The sequence below is a fragment of the Aggregatibacter sp. HK296 genome (genome assembly GCF_980469475.1).
In genome coordinates, this window is sequence record NZ_OZ413142.1 from 1,352,153 (window position 1) to 1,372,369 (window position 20,217).

Genomic DNA, 20,217 nt, shown 5'->3' on the forward strand with positions numbered 1-20,217 from the left:
AAAACACCGGATAATGTCCGGTGTTTTTGTTTTTAGCATCAATCTTTTCTTACCCGTTTCAAGATCAGGCGCTGAAGCCACATGCCTAACAAATGCAACAAGAAAAAGACCGCACTTAAGACATATAACGGCATATCACCAAAAACGCTGTAAGGGGTTTTACCTTGTGTCGGCGCAATACGATGCGTCAACACCGTTTCCACAAATTGCGGGGCTTGCGCCACAATTTTACCTTGCGCATCAATAAATGCCGTCACGCCTGTATTCGTTGCCCGAATCACCGGTTTGCCGAGTTCCAACGCACGCATTTGTGCCATTTGTAAATGTTGCCACGGGCCGATGGAATTACCGAACCAGGCATCATTAGAAACCGTGAGAATAAAATCGCTATTTGCCGTGAGATTTTTCTGCAACTGCGCACCGAGAATAATTTCATAACAAATTGCCGCGGTGAAATTCAGGTTCTTGGCTTGTAATGCTTGCTGTACAGGCGCTCCGCTTTGAAAAGCTGACATAGGTAAATTAAACACCGAACCAAGCGGGCGTAAAATACTCTCTAACGGAACATATTCACCAAACGGTACTAAATGATGTTTGTTATAACGGTTTGCCGTTTGCATCTGATAAGGTGCCGTTTGATTCCCCACCACCACAATAGAATTGAACAATTTGCCTAATGTTTCATCTTGATAAATCGTACCGACCATCACTTCCGTATTGGCTTTTTCCGCCAAGGATTGCAACATTTGAAAAAACGGTTGAATGCTATTTTCATAGGTAGGAAACGCCGCTTCCGGCAAAATGATTAAATCCGTTTTTCCTAGATTATCGCCAATTAATCGCCCATAATTTTCCATGGTTTGATACAAATAATTTGGATCCCATTTCAAATTTTGTTCAATATTGCCCTGCACTAAAGAAACATTCAGCGCTTTTTCAGGATTTTCTTTTACATAATTGATCTGCGATGTGTAACTTGCCGCCCCACCAATAATCACTAAAATGAGACTATTTGCCAAGATAACATTCCATTTTTTCGGTGAATTCCATAACGCAGAAACGATGTTAAAAACGACCGCACTTAAGAACATAGCCAAGAAGGTTAAACCGGTAACGCCAAAAATCGGCGTAATCCCAGCAAACGGGCTATCAATTTGCGTATAACCGAATTGTAACCAAGGAAAACCGGTAAAAACCCAACCGCGCAGGAATTCGGTAAACGTCCACAGTACCGGATACATGACGGCTCGCTGCACCTGTAAACGGCGTACCAAATATGCAAATAAGAGCGGATATAGCGATAAGTATGCCGCCAACAGCACCACTAAGAAATAACTCACCAGTAAAGGCGCATCTCCAAATTGATGAATACTAACATGCAGCCAGTTCACTCCAAACGTAAAGAAACTCAAGCCCCATAAAAAAGCAGATAAAAGTGCGGTGGATTTTTGCGGTGTTTTTACCACCCAAATCAAGCCAAATAAAGAGACATAGGACAAGACCCAGTAATGAAAAGGCGCAAAGGCGAATACACCGATGGCACCCGAAATAAGCGCAATAAGGTAAGTTAAATATTTGTTCATCATAAAATAGTGAAGCAGGCAAAATGCCTGCTTTTTATCCTTTTAAATATTGGTATTCCATTCCGCACATTGCCAAAAGAAGCAACTTAACGGTTTTAAATGGAAAAGCTACTCAGCCACGTTCTCAACGTTCTCCATTTCAGGCAAATACTCGTCCGGCACGGTAACGCGAAGTTGAATAATGCGACGGCTGTCTGCAGAGGTCACTTTAAAGTGCAGATTTTCCAGTGTAATTTCTTCACCACGTTTTGGTAAATAACCGAATGCCTGCATAATCAAACCACCAACAGTGTCCACCTCTTCGTCATTAAATTGGGTGTTAAATTGTTGATTAAAATCTTCAATATCCGTTAAGGCACGCACCGCGTAAGCATGGCGAGAAAGTTGGCGAATATCCGCCACATCCTCTTCATCAAATTCGTCTTCAATGTCTCCGACGATTTGCTCCAATACATCTTCAATAGTCACCAAACCGGACACAGCACCAAATTCATCTACCACAATCGCCATGTGGAAGCGCTCGGAACGGAAATCTTTTAGCATTCTGTCCACACGTTTACTTTCCGGCACGATCATGGTCGGACGAATCATATGTAACAGATTAAATTCTTCCGCATTCGCACGCAGGTATTTCAGCAAATCCTTCGCATGCAAAATCCCCACGATATTGTCGCGGTCGTCTGCATCGGCAATCACCGGGAAACGGGAGTGAGCAGATTCAATGATGGTGTCCAAACAAGAATCTAAATCCTGATCGGTTTCAATGAAAACGATTTGAGAACGCGGAATCATAATATCGCGCACACGCAATTCAGCGATTTCCATCACGCCCTCAATCATTTCACGGGTATTTTGGTCGATGAGATCGTTTTGTTCAGAATCTCGGATCACTTCTACTAACTCATCGCGATTTTTAAGTTCGCCTTGAAAGAAACGTCCGAAAAGAGATTGGAAAAAAGATTTTTTAGTAACTTCAGATTGGTTGGTCGAGTGTTCTTCGTTCATAAAAATAAAAAAAGTTGCCGTCGGATTGACAGCGGAGAAAGTACCATATTTGCCACGAAAGCGCAAAAGGAAGAACGGAAGTGCGGTCTGTTTTTCTCTTAAATTTTGTGGCATATCACAAAATTATTAATCGCTTAATGAAGTGCCATGAGATATTTCAAACAAAAAAATGCGGCGAATATTCACCGCACTTTTGGTTTAATCATTCCCTTTAAAGCGATATTCCGTCCATTGGTAATACGCTTCACCTGCTTTCACAATGCCGCCATAATTTTGCCATTCGGGGTGATTTGGCGTGTCGGGCAAACATTGAGTTTCCAACGCAACACCGCTGTAATCCGCGTATTGCGTGCCATGTCGAGTTGGTGTACCTGAAAGATAATTTCCAGTATAAACCTGCAATGTCGCTTGTGAAGTCAACACTTCCAAATGCAAATCGTCATTTGGTGAACTCAGCAAAACGCAAGGTTTTTGCCAGGCTTTATTGACGACAAAAGAATGATCGTAGCCCTTGGTAGCAAGCTGTTCGCCTTGCATAAAATCCTGTTGAATCGGCTTGGCAACGCGAAAATCAAAACTTGTGCCTACCACGTGTTTTAACGGCGAATTTGGAATGCCTTCGCTATCTACCGGCAAATAGAAATCCGCATTCAGGCGCAAGCGGTGATGGCGAACATCTGTCCCCTGCTCAGCGTTTTCTAAATTGAAATAAGCGTGGTTGGTTAAATTCAATGCCGTATCCTGATCGCTTTTCCCTGCATACTCGATTTTTACCGAATTCTCTTCCGTTAAGGTATAAGTCACCGTCACATCCACATTGCCGGGAAAGCCTTGATCGCCGTCGGCAGAATGCAAGGAAAAACACACGAAATTTTCACCGCACTTTTCTAATGCCCAACGGCGTTTATCAAAGCCGTTTACACCACCGTGAAGTTGATGCTTTCCTTGGTTGGCGGTTAAGGTCACGGTTTTATCATTAAGCGTAAATTGGGCATTGGCAATACGGTTGGCATAACGCCCGACACTCGTCCCCAAATAGGCTTGCTGAACCGGATACGCTTCCAACTTGCAGCCCAGCAAGACTTCACGCAATTCTCCGTTGACCGGCACGCAGCAAGACGTCCAAGTTGCGCCCCAATCAGTAAATTGCACACGCATTCCCTGTGCATTTTGCAACGTGAAAAGCTGAAACGGCAAGCCGTCCGGCGCAGTGCATTGCGCGTGTTGTTCTAGCATACACGTACTCCTTGTGAAGCCGTGCAAACATAAAAGTCTTCTTTCAAACCTGTTTGTTTTTCGTAATTGTCTGCCACGATTTTGCGTACGGCTTCCACTTTATCGTGTGGCGCAAGAGCAACGATACAACCGCCGAAACCACCTCCGGTCATGCGTGCACCACCCTGCTTACCGATGACCAATTGTGCCAATTCCACTAAATAGTCAATTTGTGGCACGGTGATTTCAAAATCGTCTCGCATGGAATCGTGCGACTGTCCCATTAATTCGCCAAGACGGGTTAAGTCGTTATGTTTCAAGGCCTCTACCGCATCTAACACCCGTTGATTTTCCGTGACCACATGGCGGGCGCGTTTTGCCACCAGCGGATCAAGTGCGGTCAATTCTGCTTCTTTTTCTTTAAACTGTGCCACAGACACATCACGCAAGGCTTTCACGCCGAAAAATGCCGCTGCGCATTCACATTGCTGACGACGGGTGTTGTATTCGCCGGTAACTAAATCATGCGGCACATTAGAGTTCACGATAATTACCGCCACATCCTGCGGCACGGGCGTTGGTTGCGTTTCAAGACTACGGCAGTCAATCATCAATAAATGATCTTGTTGTCCGAGCGCAGAAATCAGCTGATCCATATTGCCACAGTTGGCACCAACAAATTTGTTTTCTGCTTTTTGCCCGATAAGCGCAATGTCTGTATGGCTTAAAGGCAAATCGCTCAGCTGCTGACAGAATTTTCCTGTTGCCACTTCCAACGCGGCTGAAGAACTCAAGCCGGAAGAATGCGGCACGTTACCGGAAATCACCAAATCCGCTCCTTGTTTAAAATCAGGGCAACGTTCCTGAATGAATTTCACCACACCACGCACATAATTCGCCCATTTTTGTTCACTTTGTGGGATTTCTTTATCTAGTGAAAACTCATCAGACAAATCCAAATCGGCGGCATACACATTCCAAACATGATCGTTGCGTTTCGCGCCGGCAATCGCCGTACCGTAGTTAATGGCGCATGGCATCACAAAGCCATCGTTGTAGTCGGTATGTTCGCCGATGATATTGACTCGACCCGGCGCATACACGGTCAATTCAGGCTGTTTGTTGTATTTTTGGCTGAAAATGTGTTGGGATTTTTGGATTGGGGTCATGTTTGTATCCTTTATATTCAAGTATTGCTCAATCAGCTCCCCTCTTTTATAAAGAGGGGCGGGGGGAGATTTCGACGTATAACTTTACGCATGAAGTTGAATTTTATTCAGCCAAATCTCCCCTAACCCCTCTTTGCTAAAGAGGGGAATTAGGTACATTATTTCAGTTTATAGTGAATTTCACTCAACGCACGCAGTCTTTCTGCTGCCTGTTCCGCCGTTAAATCACGTTGGCTTTCGCCGAGCATTTCATAGCCCACCATAAACTTGCGCACGGTAGCAGAGCGTAAAAGCGGCGGGTAGAAATGGGCGTGCAATTGCCAATGGTCGTTTTCCTCGCCATTAAACGGTGCAGCGTGGAACCCCATGGAATACGGGAAAGAGGTTTCAAATAGGTTGTCGTATTTGGTCGTGAGTTTTTTCAATATCACCGCCAAATCTTTCGCTTGCGCATCACTTAATTCCGTCAAACGTTTAACGTGCACTTTTGGTAACAACAACGTTTCAAACGGCCAAACTGCCCAATACGGCACCACAGCAACCCAATGTTCTGTCTCCACAACGATGCGTTCTTTGCGTTCCAATTCTTGTTGAGCATAATCCACTAACAGCACGGAACCGTGTTTCTCGTAATATTGGCGTTGTGCTTTATCTTCTCTTGCCACTTCGTTCGGCAGGAAGCTGTTGGCCCAGATTTGTCCGTGTGGATGTGGGTTAGAACAGCCCATTGCCGCCCCTTTGTTTTCAAAGATTTGTACCCATTGGTATTTTTGTCCGAGCTCACGGAGCTGTTCCTGCCAGACTTTAATGACCTCTTCGATCTCAAGTGCGGTCAATAATGGCAACGTTTTACTGTGATCCGGCGAAAAACAAATGACGCGACTTTCACCTCGAGCTTGTGAACTTTGGAATAACGGATTGTCATTCTGCTGCGGTGCAGGCGTGTCTTCTAACAGCGCGGAGAAGTCGTTTTTAAACACATAAGGTTTGTGATAATCGGGATTCGGTTCACCGGTAATGCGTTTATTACGCGGGCAAAGATAGCAATTCGGATCGTGACTTGGCTTTTGTTCTTCATTGACTTTCTCTTGTTGTCCTTGCCATGGACGTTTAGCGCGATGAGGAGAAACTAAAACCCATTGGTCGGTTAACGGATTATATCTGCGGTGCGGATGATCGGTAGGTTCAAAAACAGTTGTCATAATGTACCTATGTTCGGTTGTATTTAATTTATGAAAACGATTACAAAAATATGGCATAAAATAGCATATTTAACAAATTAAACTGTTAGCAAGATCACAAAAATGAATTTCTATTTGTTTAAGCCATAAAGCGATGAGAAAAACTGTGACAGAAACGACACTTTTAAAAGTAAGCGTTTCCAAAAAGTCTTTTTTCCGATTATGATTCCTTAGGTTTTAGTCACACATAATGAAGGGATATCTATGGTTACTATTCGAGATGTTGCTAAACAGGCTGGCGTTTCTGTCGCGACAGTATCTAGGGTGTTAAATAATCACCCTTGTGCGAAAGAACACACACGTGCCGCTGTATTGAACGCCATTGAACAATTAGGCTACCGTCCAAATGCCAATGCGCAAGCCTTGGCTTCGCAAAGTTCTGATACATTAGGCGTCGTGGTGACCGATGTAACGGACGCTTTTTTTGCAATTTTAGTGAAAGCAGTCGATCACGTCGCCATGGAACATGGCAAAAATATTTTGATCGGTATGGGGTATCACCAAGCGGAAAAAGAAAAAGAAGCCATTGATACCCTACTGCGTAAACGTTGTAATTGTTTAGTCGTGCATTCCAAGGCATTAGATGATCAAACTTTAGCGGATTATTTAGAAAGTGTGCCGGGAATGGTGATTATCAACCGTTGTATTAAAGGTTATGAATCCCGCTGTGTCGGATTGGATAACCAAAAAGGCACTTATATTGCTACCAATACACTAATTAACGCAGGACATCGCCATATCGGTTATATCGGCTCAAACCATAGAATTAACGACGAAGCTGAGCGCAAACAAGGTTATTTGAATGCGCTTACAGAACATGGTATTCCCGTTGTCGAAAATGCCATCGTACATAGCACACCGGATTTCGAAGGTGGTGAAGAAGCCATGATTAACCTATTGAGTTATAACGATAATTTAACAGCCGTTGTTGCCTACAATGATTCCATGGCTGCGGGTGCGTTATCCGTACTCAATGAAAATAATATCAAAGTACCGAAACAGTTCTCTATTATTGGTTTTGACGATATGCCAATTGCCCGTTATTTGGTGCCTAAACTTACAACAATTCGTTATCCTATTGATCTTATGGCAAATTATGCCGCAAAACTGGCACTAAGCTTGGTTGATAAAAGCCTTTCTTTACCTATTAATCCGCAATTTAATCCGACATTAGTCAGACGTTTTTCAGTGGAAAGCGCCTATCCAAAGGAGGAAAAACGTTAAAATTGCATTATTTTTGAGCGAGAGATGTAATCGTTTTCATAAATGTGAATATGATCACATTCTTTCCCCAAAAAACAAGGTATCCTTACTGCCAATTACCCGAGTAGCGATTGCAGTGTAAAAAGGTAAGATTTTGATAATAATGCTTTAATGAATTATCACTGAAATAAACCCCTCTTTATTCTTTATATGAACAATTAATGGAGAACATGCATTATGAAAAAAACAGTATTAAGTGCAGTTGCTTTAGCAGTAGCTTTCGGTGCCGGCATCAGTGCAGCACAAGCAGAAACCCGTATCGGTGTGACAATCTATAAATATGACGACAACTTTATGTCTTTAATGCGTAAAGAAATCCAAAAAGACGCAGATCAATTAAAAGACGTGAAATTATTAATGAATGACTCTCAAAACGCACAGTCTATTCAAAACGACCAAGTTGACGTATTACTTTCAAAAGGCGTAAAAGCGTTAGCGATCAACTTAGTTGACCCATCTGCGGCACCAACCATCATCGGTAAAGCAAAACCGGACAATATTCCTGTTGTGTTCTTCAATAAAGACCCGGGTGCAAAAGCAATCGCTTCTTATGATAACGCTTACTTTGTAGGTACAGATCCGAAAGAATCAGGCATTATCCAAGGTGACTTAATTGCAAAACAATGGAAAGCAATGCCGGCATTAGACTTAAACAAAGACGGTAGAATCCAATTTGTTTTATTAAAAGGTGAACCGGGTCACCCAGATGCTGAAGCACGTACAAAATATGTAGTAGAACAACTACATGCTCAAGGTATTCAAACTGAACAACTCTTCATTGATACCGGTATGTGGGATGCCGCATTAGCAAAAGACAAAGTAGATGCATGGTTATCCAGCTCTAAAGCAAATGACATCGAAGTGATCATTTCTAACAATGACGGTATGGCATTAGGTGCATTAGAAGCAACCAAAGCTCACGGTAAAAAATTACCAATCTTCGGTGTTGACGCCCTACCTGAAGCATTACAACTGATCAAAAAAGGTGAACTTGCTGGTACTGTGTTAAATGACGGTGTAAACCAAGGTAAAGCCGTTGTTGAGTTATCTAATAACTTAGCAAATGGCAAACCGGCGACCGAAGGCACTAAATGGGAACTTAAAGATCGTGTTGTACGCGTTCCTTATGTTGGTGTAGATAAAGATAACTTATCAGAATTCTTAAAATAAATTTGTTTTATTAATGTAAGGGGAAGCGTAGGACAACACTTATGTCCCTTCCCCTTTATTTATGAGGTTGGATATGACAGAACAAATTCAAAGTCAAAGCGGAAGCCAAAATGGCGAAGTCCTGCTTACCATGACTAATGTCAGCAAGTCCTTTCCGGGCGTAAAAGCCTTAGATCACGCAAACTTAAGCGTCCGTTCGCATTCTGTACACGCATTGATGGGGGAAAACGGTGCGGGTAAATCCACGTTGTTAAAATGCTTGTTCGGCATTTACGCTAAAGACGAAGGTGAAATCTTGTTTTTAGGCAAACCCGTGAATTTTAAAACCTCAAAAGAAGCCTTAGAAAACGGCATTTCCATGGTGCACCAAGAACTTAACCTTGTGCGTCAAACCAGCGTAATGGATAACCTATGGCTAGGTCGTTACCCGCTTAAAGGGCCTTTTGTAGATCACGCGAAAATGTACCGTGATACCAAAGCTATTTTTGATGAATTGGACATTGATGTTGATCCAAAAGAAAAAGTAGCCAAACTTTCCGTTTCACAAATGCAGATGATCGAAATTGCGAAAGCGTTTTCTTATAACGCAAAAATTGTGATTATGGATGAACCGACATCCTCACTTTCCGAAAAAGAAGTGGAACATCTGTTTAAAATCATTCAAAAATTAAAAGATCGCGGTTGCGGTATTATTTATATTTCTCACAAAATGGACGAAATCTTCAAAATTTGTGATGAAATCACCATTCTGCGTGATGGAAAATGGATTAATACCGTGCCGGTAAAAACCTCCTCCATGGAAGAAATCGTCTCCATGATGGTAGGCCGTGAACTCACCCAACGCTTCCCGGAAAAAACTAACGTACCAAAAGAAATCACCTTAGAAGTAGAAAATCTGACGGCATTAAACCAACCTTCTATTCAAGATGTATCTTTCAATTTGCGTAAAGGGGAAATTTTAGGGATTGCAGGTCTCGTCGGCGCGAAACGTACAGATATTGTTGAAGCCATTTTCGGCGTGCGCGAACTGAAAAGCGGCACCATTAAGCTCAATGGAAAAACAGTAAAAAATCATACCGCACTTGAGGCAATTAACCACGGTTTTGCGCTCGTGACCGAAGAACGCCGTTCAACAGGGATTTACTCTAACTTAAGCATTGAGTTCAACTCTCTGATTTCCAACATGAAATCCTATTTAACCCCTTGGAAATTGCTCAGTAATAAGAAAATGAGCAGTGACACCCAATGGGTAATTGATTCCATGAATGTCAAAACGCCATCACACAAAACAACGATTGGCTCACTTTCCGGCGGTAACCAACAAAAAGTCATCATCGGTCGTTGGTTATTAACCCAACCTGAGATTCTGATGTTGGACGAACCGACCCGCGGGATCGATATCGGTGCAAAATTTGAAATTTATCAATTAATTCAGGAACTGGCGAAAAAGGATAAAGGCATCATAATGATTTCTTCCGAAATGCCTGAACTCCTTGGGGTAACCGACCGCATTCTCGTCATGAGTAACGGTAAAGTTGCCGGTATCGTTGAAACTGCAAAAACCTCTCAAGAAGAAATTTTGCAACTTGCCGCAAAATATTTATAAATAACAAAGGAACAAATTATGAGTGCCTTAGAAAAAAATAAATCATTCGATTTCCTAAAACAAAATGCGATTTATTTTGTGTTGTTGATTTTACTTGGCATCATCATCGCACAAGATCCAACATTTCTTAACTTGGTCAACTTCAGTAACATTCTGACCCAATCCTCCGTGCGTTTAATCATCGCTCTTGGGGTTGCCGGCTTATTGGTGACACAAGGTACCGACTTGTCCGCCGGTCGTCAGGTTGGTCTCGCCGCGGTAATCTCTGCGACCATGTTGCAATCCATGGAAAACATGAATCGTGTTTTCCCTGACCTCGGTGAAATTCCAATTCCGGTAGTTATCCTTGCCGTTTGTGCTGTGGGTGCAGTCATCGGTTTAGTCAATGGTTTAGTTATCGCTTACTTAAACGTAACGCCGTTTATCGCCACCATGGGTACCATGATCATCGTTTACGGTTTCAACTCCCTTTATTACGATGCTGTAGGCGGCTCCCCTATCGCCGGTTTCAGCGAAAACTTCTCTGTTTTTGCTCAAGGCTTCATCCGTCTAGGTTCGTTTAAGCTCTCCTATATCACTATTTATGCCGCTATTTGTGCTTTCTGTGTGTGGGTGATGTGGAATAAAACACGCTTTGGTAAAAACATTTTTGCTATCGGTGGTAACCCTGAAGCGGCAAAAGTTTCCGGTGTAAACGTTGCTCGTAACCTTGTTGTCATCTACATGATTGCCGGTATGTTCTATGCATTCGGTGGTATGTTAGAGGCCGGTCGTATCGGTTCTGCAACCAATAACCTCGGTTTCATGTATGAATTGGATGCTATCGCAGCCTGCGTGGTGGGTGGCGTGTCTTTCGCCGGTGGTGTGGGTACGGTTATCGGTGTTATTACCGGGGTAATCATCTTCACCGTCATTAACTATGGTTTAACGTATATCGGTGTGAACCCTTACTGGCAATACATCATCAAAGGTAGCATCATCATCCTCGCGGTAGCTATCGACTCCTTGAAATACGCGAAGAAAAAATAATCTTCCGATTCATGAAACATTGAAAAACGCCATAAAAAACGACCGCACTTACCAAAGTGCGGTCGTTATTTTTTGTATTTTAACTACATTTCACTGAGCTTGAGGCGTAATTTATTAACATCTAACTGCCACTCTTGCGCCAAAATATCCACCCAATGCGCAATATTCTCCTGCCAATTTTCCGCGTCACCGTTCTGTGCCAACGCAGCAATTTGTTGCAAGCGTTTTAACCCCACCGAAGCTAAAGCGCCTTTTATTTTATGCGAGGTTGAAAGCAACTCAGCTTGCTGTTCCGGCGCCTTCTCATACGCTTGGTAAGCCTGTTGTAATTCAATCACATAACCGCTCATTGCCTGTTCAAATAAAGTGAGATTATCCTGCACAAACTTCACCCCCAGCATTTCAATTAACTCGCCCAGCATTTTCGTGTCAAAGTCTGTAGATTCCTGCAATGGTTTCTTTTCCACCACATCAAAATGTTTGATTTCTTCGCCAAAATAATCCAACAAACATTGATTTAATTCATCGAGAGATAACGGCTTATGAATGACATCATCCATGCCTTGTTCCAAATACGCTTCTTTCTTTTGCACCACATTCGCTGTCAACGCAATCAATGGCGGAAGAAAATCATAAATGCCATTTTCATAGTTTTCACGCAGATGATGGGCAATATCAAAACCTGACATATCCGGTAACTGAATATCCAAGAAGACGAGGTCGTAATAGTTCTCCTCAAATTTTTGAATGGCTTCCGCCCCAGTCATAGCCACATCAATTTGGTAACCGAGTTTTTGCAACATAGATTTTGCGACAACGATATTCACTTCAATGTCTTCCACCAACAAAATGCGCAATTTTAACGGCACTTTATTACCACTTTCTACCGGCTGTTGAGCCTCTTTAGCTTTAAAGGTCAGTAAGAAGGTTGAGCCTTTTCCTAATTCACTACTTACCGTCAAATCGCCCTCCATTAGCTGTGCTATAGTTTTAGAAATTGATAAACCAATCCCACTGCCCAAAGATTTGTAGTGATGAGAATCTACTTGATAATACAGTTCAAAGACTTTTTCTAAATCCGCTTCCGCAATACCGATGCCGGTATCCGTCACACGAATAGCAAATTCATCTTCAGCAGTTTGCTCAATAGATAAGGTCACACTTCCCTGCGGAGTAAATTTCACCGCATTCGTAATCAAATTCCATAAAATCTGGCTTAATCGCACCCCATCCAACATCAACCAATTCGGTAATGTCGGTGGACAAATTAAGCGAAATTCTAAGTGTTTTTCTCCCGCAATGAGCACAGCAAAATTACTGATATCATTCAGCAACGCATACAAATCCGTTTCTTTACGATTTAACTCAATACGACGCGCATCAATTTTTTCTAAATCGATAATATCGCTGAAGATATGAGAAAGGGAAATTGCACTGCTGTTGATGGTTCGTAAATAACTACTCTGGCGTGCTGTCGGCTGTTCTTCCAATAAAATGCGACTTAACCCAATAATGCCATTTAACGGCGTACGTAATTCATGGCTAATTGTGGTCATTAATGTGGTTTTATCTCGGCTGATTTTTTCCACTTTATCCAATGCCGCCGATAAGCGTTTTTCCGCTAACAGTCGCTCTTGCACTTCATTTTGTAGTTTCACCACCGAACGAGACAATGCTTGGCGAGAACGTTCTAATTTTTCCACCAATAAGGTAAAGAAATAAATCACAAAAGGCGCAGAAATCATCCCGAATACAATGGAACGTAAAAGATCTTGCCAATAGATTGTGCCAACAAAAATCAGGCTTAATACCATTTGTGTACATAACGCCAAGATGGCCAGAATTAACACACCTAAAATAGAAAAACGGATTTTCCCCAGGCGGACGACCCAATCCACATAACGACGCGCAAAACTACCGAACTGTTTGATATTCTTCATAGGATTCCATGGAAAGAGAGAAATAATAAATATTGTACCTTAACTGTACAAAGGATGTTGAGGCGTTTTAAAGACAAAAAAGTGCGGTCGAAAAACATATTGAATTTCGACCGCACTTTTAAGAGAAATAACTCGACGGATTAACCGTTATAACGTTTAAACACGAGTGTGGCGTTCGTGCCACCAAAACCAAAGCTATTTGACATTACAGTTTGTAAACCGGCGTTTTCTTTAATTTCAGTGACGATGTTGCAACCTACAGCTTGTTCATCTAAGGTTTCGATGTTAATGCTTGGTGCAATGAAATCGTTATCTAACATTAACAAAGTGTAAATCGCTTCATGCGCACCCGCGGCCCCTAAAGAGTGACCTGTCATAGATTTGGTGGAAGAAATCGCCGGGATTTTATCGCCGAATACGTTTTTAATCGCACCCAATTCTTTCACATCACCAACTGGCGTTGATGTACCGTGCACGTTGATGTAGTCGATTGGTGTGTCAATGTTTGCCATGGCTTGTTTCATACAACGTTCTGCACCTTCACCGCTTGGCGCCACCATGTCATAACCGTCAGAGGTTGCACCATAACCGACGATTTCCGCATAAATTTTCGCGCCGCGGGCAAGCGCGTGTTCCAATTCTTCCACAACCACCACGGCACCACCACCGGCAATGACAAAACCATCACGGTTTGCATCATACGCACGAGACGCTTTGGTTGGGGTTTCATTATATTTGGTGGACACTGCGCCCATTGCGTCAAATTCAGTCGCACATTCCCAAGATAATTCTTCTGCACCACCGGCGAAAACGATGTCTTGTTTACCTAATTGAATAAGTTCTAATGCGTTACCAATACAGTGTGCTGAAGTGGCACAAGCGGAACTGATACTGTAACTCACACCCTTGATTTTGTATGGAGTCGCTAAGCAAGCGGATACGCTGGATGCCATAGTTTTAGTGACGGCATAAGGACCGATGGCTTTCACGCCGCGCGGACCACGCACAGCATCACAAGCCACCAACTGGTTGTGAGCAGAGCCTGTGCCAGCGCCGATAACCAAGCCGGTACGTTCGTTAGACACTTGCTCTTCGGTTAAACCCGCATCTTCAATCGCTTCTTTCATAGAAAGATAAGCGTATGCCGCCGCATCGCCCATGAAGCGATACACTTTACGATCGATTAACTCGCTCGGGTCCAATTTAATGGTACCAGCCACATGGCTGCGCATTTTCATTTCAATAAATTCAGGTACGATTTCAATACCGGATTTACCGGCTTTTAATGAAGCCAATACTTCTTCTTTGTTGTTACCAATACTGGAAATAATACCAAATCCGGTGATTACTGCTCTTTTCATTCGTTCTTCCTTATGAGTTGGGAAAATCATTTCGACTTACATTTGTTAGCTGAGCGCAATTTACTATGAAACCAAAATATTGCAAGCATTAATTATAACGTTCGACCAGTTAGGCCAAATCAGCGTATGATATCGCCCAAATGAAATTAGCCAAGGAATGAAATCAATGCGCGTTATTAGCCATGCCGACATCAGTTTTAACCAAGAAAACACGCCTGTTTCCAATCAATTTGACGATGTTTATTTTTCTAACCAAGACGGTTTGGAAGAAAGCCGCTACGTTTTCCAACAGGGCAATCAACTGTGGCAACGTTGGCAACAACACCAACAAAGGCACTTCGTCATTGCAGAAACCGGCTTCGGCACAGGGTTGAATTTTTTTGCCGTCACCACGCTGTTTCGTGAGTTTCGCCAACAATTTCCACAGGCAACATTACAACGCCTATTTTTTATTTCCTTTGAAAAATATCCGCTAACCGCAGAAGCCCTATCGCGTGCTCATCAACATTATCCGCAATTTGCCTTTCTCTCCGCACAATTACAACAGCATTGGTTGGATCCCATTGAAGGTTGCTATCGTTTTCATTTTGAGGAAACCACGCTCGATCTGTGGTTTGGCGACATTCACGACAATTTGCCACAGCTCGGCGATTATATGCGTGACAAAATCGATGCGTGGTTTTTAGACGGATTTGCTCCGAGTAAAAATCCTGATATGTGGAATGACGCGCTTTATACGCAAATGTACCGTTACACCAAACCGCAAGGCACGTTCGCCACCTTCACTGCCGCAAGCGCGGTGCGTAAAGGTTTAGAAAATGCCGGTTTCAGCGTACAAAAGCGCAAAGGTTACGGTAAAAAACGTGAATGCTTGGCGGGTGAAAAAACACTTGAAAAAACCACCGCACTTTTCACCCCATGGTACCTGCCACAACCCGCCCAGTTTGAGAGTGTGGCGGATGTTGCCATTGTGGGTGGCGGCATCGCCTCCTTATTTACCGCATTCGCCTTAATGCAGCGTGGCGCGAACGTCACCCTTTATTGCGAAGATCCACAGCCGGCGATGAACGCCTCCGGCAACAAACAAGGCGCGTTTTATCCGCAACTGAGCGACGATGACGAACGCAACATTCGCTTTTACATACAGGCTTTCGCTTACGGCTTACAACAATTACGTAACGCCGAAAACCTCACTGAATTTGAACATGAATTTTGTGGTGTGGCACTGTGCGGCTATAACGAAAAAAGTGCGGTCAAATTACAGAAAGTTTCGCAACTTCAGTTGCCGAAAAGCCTTTATCAACGCCTAAACCAAGCTGAATTAAGCGATAAAGTCGGTCTCCCATTGCCTTGTGACGGCGGATTTATTCCACTGGGTGGATGGCTTGCGCCACAGCAATTTGTGCAGAATCTGTTTGCTTATTTGCAACAGCGTGGGCTCAGTATAAAAACATCGCAAAAAATGACCGCACTTTCCCCACAAAAAAACGGCTGGCTGGTGACAAATGCTGAAAACGACAGGTTCCATCATCAAATCGTCGTCCTCGCCAACGGTCATCAACTGCATGAATTTCCTCAAACGCAGTCGCTACCGCTTTATGCCGTGCGTGGGCAAGTCAGCCAGATTCCCACGTCAAAGCATCTGCTGAAACTAAAATCCGTGCTCTGTTATGACGGCTACCTCACACCTGCCGATTTAGCAAAAACCAGTCATTGCATTGGTGCCAGCCACGTACGGGACTGTGCTGACCGCGCTTTTAGCGAGCAGGAACAGCGGGAAAATCAGGAAAAAATCCAAAAGAACCTAGAGGATATGCCTTGGGTGAAAGAGGTGGATACTTCTGTCAATTTGGCGCGAATCGGCGTGCGTTGCGCCGTGCGGGATCGTATCCCAATGATCGGCAATGTACCGAATTTTGAACAGCAATGCGTAGATTATAAAAATCTGTTTAACTTACGCCGTCGCAAACACCCCATTCCACAGGCTGCCGTGTTTCCGAATTTATATCTCATCGGCGCACTCGGCTCACGCGGCTTAACCTCCGCTCCGATACTGGGCGAAACACTCGCTTCGTTAATCTACAACGAACCACTTCCGCTCAGCGAAGACCTTATTCATCACCTATCTGCAAACCGAAGTTGGATAAGAAAATTGTTGAAAGGAACTTCTGTCGCAGATCTTTAAGCCCACCTTCCCAAGACCTATTTGAAAAAATAGGTCTTTTTTTCATCAATCCGAAAAATGAAATGTGATGTATATCAAAAAAATTAAAAACATATTGTTTTTAATGCTTTGCACAAAATAAAAGTCCACATAAAATAATGCGAACTATTATTATTTGTATAATAATTATTTTTTGATTTACTAGGAGCCATAAATTTATGCGTAAATTTAAACCAAGCTATCTTTCCCTTTCCATTCTTACAGCACTAAGTATTTCTTCTGTGACTTCTGCAGAGACAAGCAATCAACCGACAGAACAACTCAACGAAATCGTGGTTTCGGGCGATTCAAATGGTAACGGAAATGCTGCAGACAAAACCCCACCTAAAATTGCGGAAACCGTTAAAACAGCAAAAAAATTAGAAAAAGAACAAGCCCAAGATGTGAAAGATCTTGTGCGTTATGACACCGGTATCACAGTAGTTGAAGCTGGTCGATTTGGGAACAGTGGCTTTGCCGTTCGTGGTGTAGAAGAAAACCGGGTTGCTATTCAAATTGATGGATTAGCCCAAGCACAAACAATTTCCTCACAAGGCTTCAAAGAACTGTTTGAAGGCTATGGCAATTTTAATAACACACGTAACAGCGCAGAAATAGAAACGCTTAAACAAGCAACGATTCGTAAAGGTGCAGATTCTCTTAAATCCGGTAGCGGTGCATTGGGTGGCTCAGTCAGTTTTGAAACCAAAGACGCCCGCGATTATCTCATGGAGAAAAATTACTATGCCTCTTACAAACGCGGGTACAACACAGCAGATAATCAAAACCTGAATACATTAACACTAGCAGGGCGTTACAAATGGTTTGATGCCATTGTTGTGGCAACGTCTCGTAAAGGGAATGAGCTCGAAAACTTTGGCTATAAAGACTTTAAAGACAATATCCAAGGTAAAGAAAGAGAAAAAGCAGACCCTTATCGTCGTACGCTAGACAGCACATTAATGAAATTCGCTTTCCAACCGACGGACAATCATCGTTTCTCGGTAATGGCCGATTTATATAAACAAACCTCTAAAGGTCATGATTTCTCTTACACGTTAAAAGCGAATACACAATACCAAAGTTATGATGAAGTCGAGTTACGTCATACAGATGATAAAGTCGAGCGTAAAAATGTTGCCTTTACCTACGAAAACTTTTCCTCAACACCGCTTTGGGACACATTAAAAATCACCTACTCCCAACAAAAAATCACCACTCGTGCGAGAACTGATGACTATTGTGATGGAAATGATAAATGTGCTTTGGCCGGTAACCCACTAGGAATGAAATATAACGACGAAAACAAACTTGTCGGTAAAGATGGTAAACCTGTTGTTTATAAAGACACGACAGCAAAACCTGCAGTGACTAAAACAATTATGGTGGATGTGCCAGTTGCGCCATACGACGGAAGAAATAGTGTATTCCGTTATAAAAGAGCCAAATGGGATCACCTAGAAAGTTTATATCCGGGAATTCAAGTTAATAAAGATTATTCAAAATCTTGTGATGAGGAATTTAGTAGCTGGAACCCTAGAAATCAACCAGCTATTGGTGATACCTCAACTTGTAAAGTTGAAGTAAGACTGCCTGATAAAACACCGAAAGAAAAATCTTTAGAAATTGACGGACGTAAATATGATTTATTAGCTGAAGGTAGTAAAGTTATTGATAGTGAACAAACCCTACCAACCAACGTTCATCACATCTTTAGCTGTGAGGCATTTAATTGTAATAAACCAAACATTACCGGCTTTCAAAAAGATGGAACACCTGTTGATATTCCTATTGAGGTCTTCGAAAAAGATGGCAAAAAATATGCCAAAACAGCCATCATGAGTAATAACCAATTGAGCGGGCCTATGTTTTTCATGCCAAATAAAAAAGGCTATCAAGACAATTTATGGTCACAACGCGATCTAGTCAGCAAAACCAAACAAGTTAACCTCGATCTCACCAAACATATCGACTTAGGTAATACTCAACACGAGCTATCCTATGGTGCATTGTGGGCTGAGATGGAAAAATCCATGGTAAATACGTCAGGGGTCAGCCCGCGTAACCTGAAATGGTGGGCAGAATATCCTGCAAACTGCGATACATTCTTAAGTCCGACAGAATTAAATCCGGACAGATCACATACTCTCTGTAACAAACAAAATGTATTTTCTTTCTTAATTCCGGTTAAAACCAAAAGTGGCGCATTGTATTTTATTGATGACTTCCGTGTGAACGATTATTTTGCCTTCAATGCGGGCTATCGTTATGACCGCGTAAAATATCAACCTGAATACATTCCGGGTGTCACACCGAAAATCCCTGATGATATGGTGACAAACCTCTATATCACAGAACCTAAGTTTGATCCAAATCGCGCCGATACGGATATGACGGAATTAGCTAAGAAAGAAGCCAACGCAATTGCCAATATTAAAGAAATTGCGCAACCTAAAAAATTCTCAGCAAGTTCTTATTCCTTTGGCACAACAATTGATCCGTTAGACTGGTTACGCCTACAAGTTAAATACAGTAAGGCATTCCGTGCACCGACAAGTGATGAAATTTATTTCACCTTTAAACATCCAGATTTTTCTATTTTACCAAATAAAAATCTTCAACCGGAAACAGCAAAAACAAAAGAACTCTCTTTGACTTTCCATAATGACATGGGGTACATCACAGGGTCTGTTTTTGATACCAGATATCATAACTTTATTGATTTATCCTATAAAGGAAATTACAACTTTAAAGGGCATTCTAAATTATTGCCATTTAGCGTTTATCAAAATATAAATCGCCCAAATGCGAAAGTAACCGGTTTTGAAATCTCATCTCATCTGGAATTAAGCTATCTTGCTAAATTCCTCAATGGATTTAGCCTAAGTTATAAATATAGTCAGCAAAAAGGAAGAATGGATGGCAATATTCCAATGAATCCAATTCAACCGAAAACAGCAATCTATGGAATTAGCTATGCTCATCCTGATGAAAAATTTGGATTAGATTTATATGTTTCTCACGTATCCGCCAAAAATGCGGAAGATACTTATAATATGTATCACAAAGAAGAAGGTAAGAAAGAAACAACGCTTAAATGGAGAAGTGATTCTTACACAACCCTAGATTTATTGGGCTATGTTAAACCAATTAAAAATCTCACATTAAGAGCGGGTGTCTATAACCTAACCAATCGTAAATACATCACTTGGGATTCGGCAAGATCAATACGTCCATTTGGAACAAGTAATATGATCAATCAAAATACCGGATTGGGTATTAACCGCTTCTATGCACCGGGTAGAAACTATCGACTCTCTATGCAATTGGAATTCTAACCAACAAAAAAGGAGAAGTTTCAAACTTCTCCTTTTTCTTTCTTCTAAAGTGCGGTCGCTTTTTATCACAAATTTTATCCATGTTTCCTATGAG

13 protein-coding genes are annotated in these 20,217 nt (G+C 42.2%); 6 read left to right on the forward strand and 7 right to left on the reverse strand.

All coding sequences use genetic code 11. From position 1 onward, the window contains the following. Nucleotides 1-38: 38 nt before the first annotated feature. The 5 genes from lnt to galT form a co-directional block, all read right to left on the reverse strand. Nucleotides 39-1,583: an apolipoprotein N-acyltransferase gene (lnt, locus tag AC30SH_RS06360; protein ID WP_212510733.1), complete on the reverse strand. Its 1,545-nt coding sequence runs from the start codon at nucleotides 1,581-1,583 to the stop codon at nucleotides 39-41. 108 nt (nucleotides 1,584-1,691) lie between these two features. Beyond that, the gene (corC, locus tag AC30SH_RS06365; RefSeq protein ID WP_111296679.1) at nucleotides 1,692-2,588 is read right to left on the reverse strand and encodes a CNNM family magnesium/cobalt transport protein CorC; all 897 of its coding nucleotides are present in this window, start codon (nucleotides 2,586-2,588) and stop codon (nucleotides 1,692-1,694) included. Between the two features lie 198 nt (nucleotides 2,589-2,786). Then, nucleotides 2,787-3,824 carry a galactose-1-epimerase gene (galM, locus tag AC30SH_RS06370; RefSeq protein WP_212510503.1) on the reverse strand — a complete coding sequence of 346 codons (1,038 nt, stop codon included), beginning with the start codon at nucleotides 3,822-3,824 and terminating at the stop codon, nucleotides 2,787-2,789. Further along, on the reverse strand, nucleotides 3,818-4,972 hold the full coding sequence (gene galK, locus AC30SH_RS06375) for a galactokinase (RefSeq protein ID WP_212510502.1): 1,155 nt from the start codon (nucleotides 4,970-4,972) through the stop codon (nucleotides 3,818-3,820). The genes galM and galK overlap by 7 nt, the downstream gene beginning before the upstream one ends. Nucleotides 4,973-5,130: 158 nt before the next feature. Continuing rightward, nucleotides 5,131-6,174, reverse strand: a complete 1,044-nt coding sequence (galT, locus tag AC30SH_RS06380) for a galactose-1-phosphate uridylyltransferase (protein ID WP_212510501.1) — start codon at nucleotides 6,172-6,174, stop codon at nucleotides 5,131-5,133. Nucleotides 6,175-6,417: 243 nt separating this feature from the next. On the opposite strand from galT, the gene AC30SH_RS06385 reads away from it, so the two are divergent. From AC30SH_RS06385 to mglC, 4 genes are all read left to right on the forward strand, one after another. Then, nucleotides 6,418-7,437: a substrate-binding domain-containing protein gene (locus tag AC30SH_RS06385; RefSeq protein WP_048748779.1), complete on the forward strand. Its 1,020-nt coding sequence runs from the start codon at nucleotides 6,418-6,420 to the stop codon at nucleotides 7,435-7,437. A 216-nt stretch (nucleotides 7,438-7,653) separates the two neighbouring features. Further along, the gene (gene mglB, locus AC30SH_RS06390; protein WP_489582272.1) at nucleotides 7,654-8,646 is read left to right on the forward strand and encodes a galactose/glucose ABC transporter substrate-binding protein MglB; all 993 of its coding nucleotides are present in this window, start codon (nucleotides 7,654-7,656) and stop codon (nucleotides 8,644-8,646) included. Between the two features lie 73 nt (nucleotides 8,647-8,719). Next, nucleotides 8,720-10,252, forward strand: coding sequence for a galactose/methyl galactoside ABC transporter ATP-binding protein MglA (gene mglA / locus AC30SH_RS06395; protein WP_162541378.1), 1,533 nt, complete (start codon nucleotides 8,720-8,722; stop codon nucleotides 10,250-10,252). A gap of 18 nt (nucleotides 10,253-10,270) precedes the next feature. Next, nucleotides 10,271-11,281: a galactose/methyl galactoside ABC transporter permease MglC gene (gene mglC, locus AC30SH_RS06400; protein ID WP_006717420.1), complete on the forward strand. Its 1,011-nt coding sequence runs from the start codon at nucleotides 10,271-10,273 to the stop codon at nucleotides 11,279-11,281. 83 nt (nucleotides 11,282-11,364) lie between these two features. On the opposite strand, the gene AC30SH_RS06405 is transcribed toward mglC, so the two are convergent. Together AC30SH_RS06405 and fabB are read right to left on the reverse strand one after the other, a co-directional pair. Continuing rightward, nucleotides 11,365-13,221 carry an ATP-binding protein gene (locus tag AC30SH_RS06405; RefSeq protein WP_212510500.1) on the reverse strand — a complete coding sequence of 619 codons (1,857 nt, stop codon included), beginning with the start codon at nucleotides 13,219-13,221 and terminating at the stop codon, nucleotides 11,365-11,367. Nucleotides 13,222-13,361: 140 nt separating this feature from the next. Then, complete coding sequence (gene fabB / locus AC30SH_RS06410) at nucleotides 13,362-14,582, reverse strand: beta-ketoacyl-ACP synthase I (RefSeq protein WP_212510499.1); 1,221 nt, start codon at nucleotides 14,580-14,582, stop codon at nucleotides 13,362-13,364. A gap of 166 nt (nucleotides 14,583-14,748) precedes the next feature. Here fabB and mnmC point away from each other — a divergent pair, with 166 nt between their 5' ends. Together mnmC and AC30SH_RS06420 are read left to right on the forward strand one after the other, a co-directional pair. Further along, the gene (mnmC, locus tag AC30SH_RS06415; protein ID WP_489582273.1) at nucleotides 14,749-16,767 is read left to right on the forward strand and encodes a bifunctional tRNA (5-methylaminomethyl-2-thiouridine)(34)-methyltransferase MnmC2/FAD-dependent 5-carboxymethylaminomethyl-2-thiouridine(34) oxidoreductase MnmC1; all 2,019 of its coding nucleotides are present in this window, start codon (nucleotides 14,749-14,751) and stop codon (nucleotides 16,765-16,767) included. A 197-nt stretch (nucleotides 16,768-16,964) separates the two neighbouring features. Then, on the forward strand, nucleotides 16,965-20,123 hold the full coding sequence (locus AC30SH_RS06420; protein ID WP_489582274.1) for a TonB-dependent hemoglobin/transferrin/lactoferrin family receptor: 3,159 nt from the start codon (nucleotides 16,965-16,967) through the stop codon (nucleotides 20,121-20,123). Nucleotides 20,124-20,217: the final 94 nt, after the last annotated feature.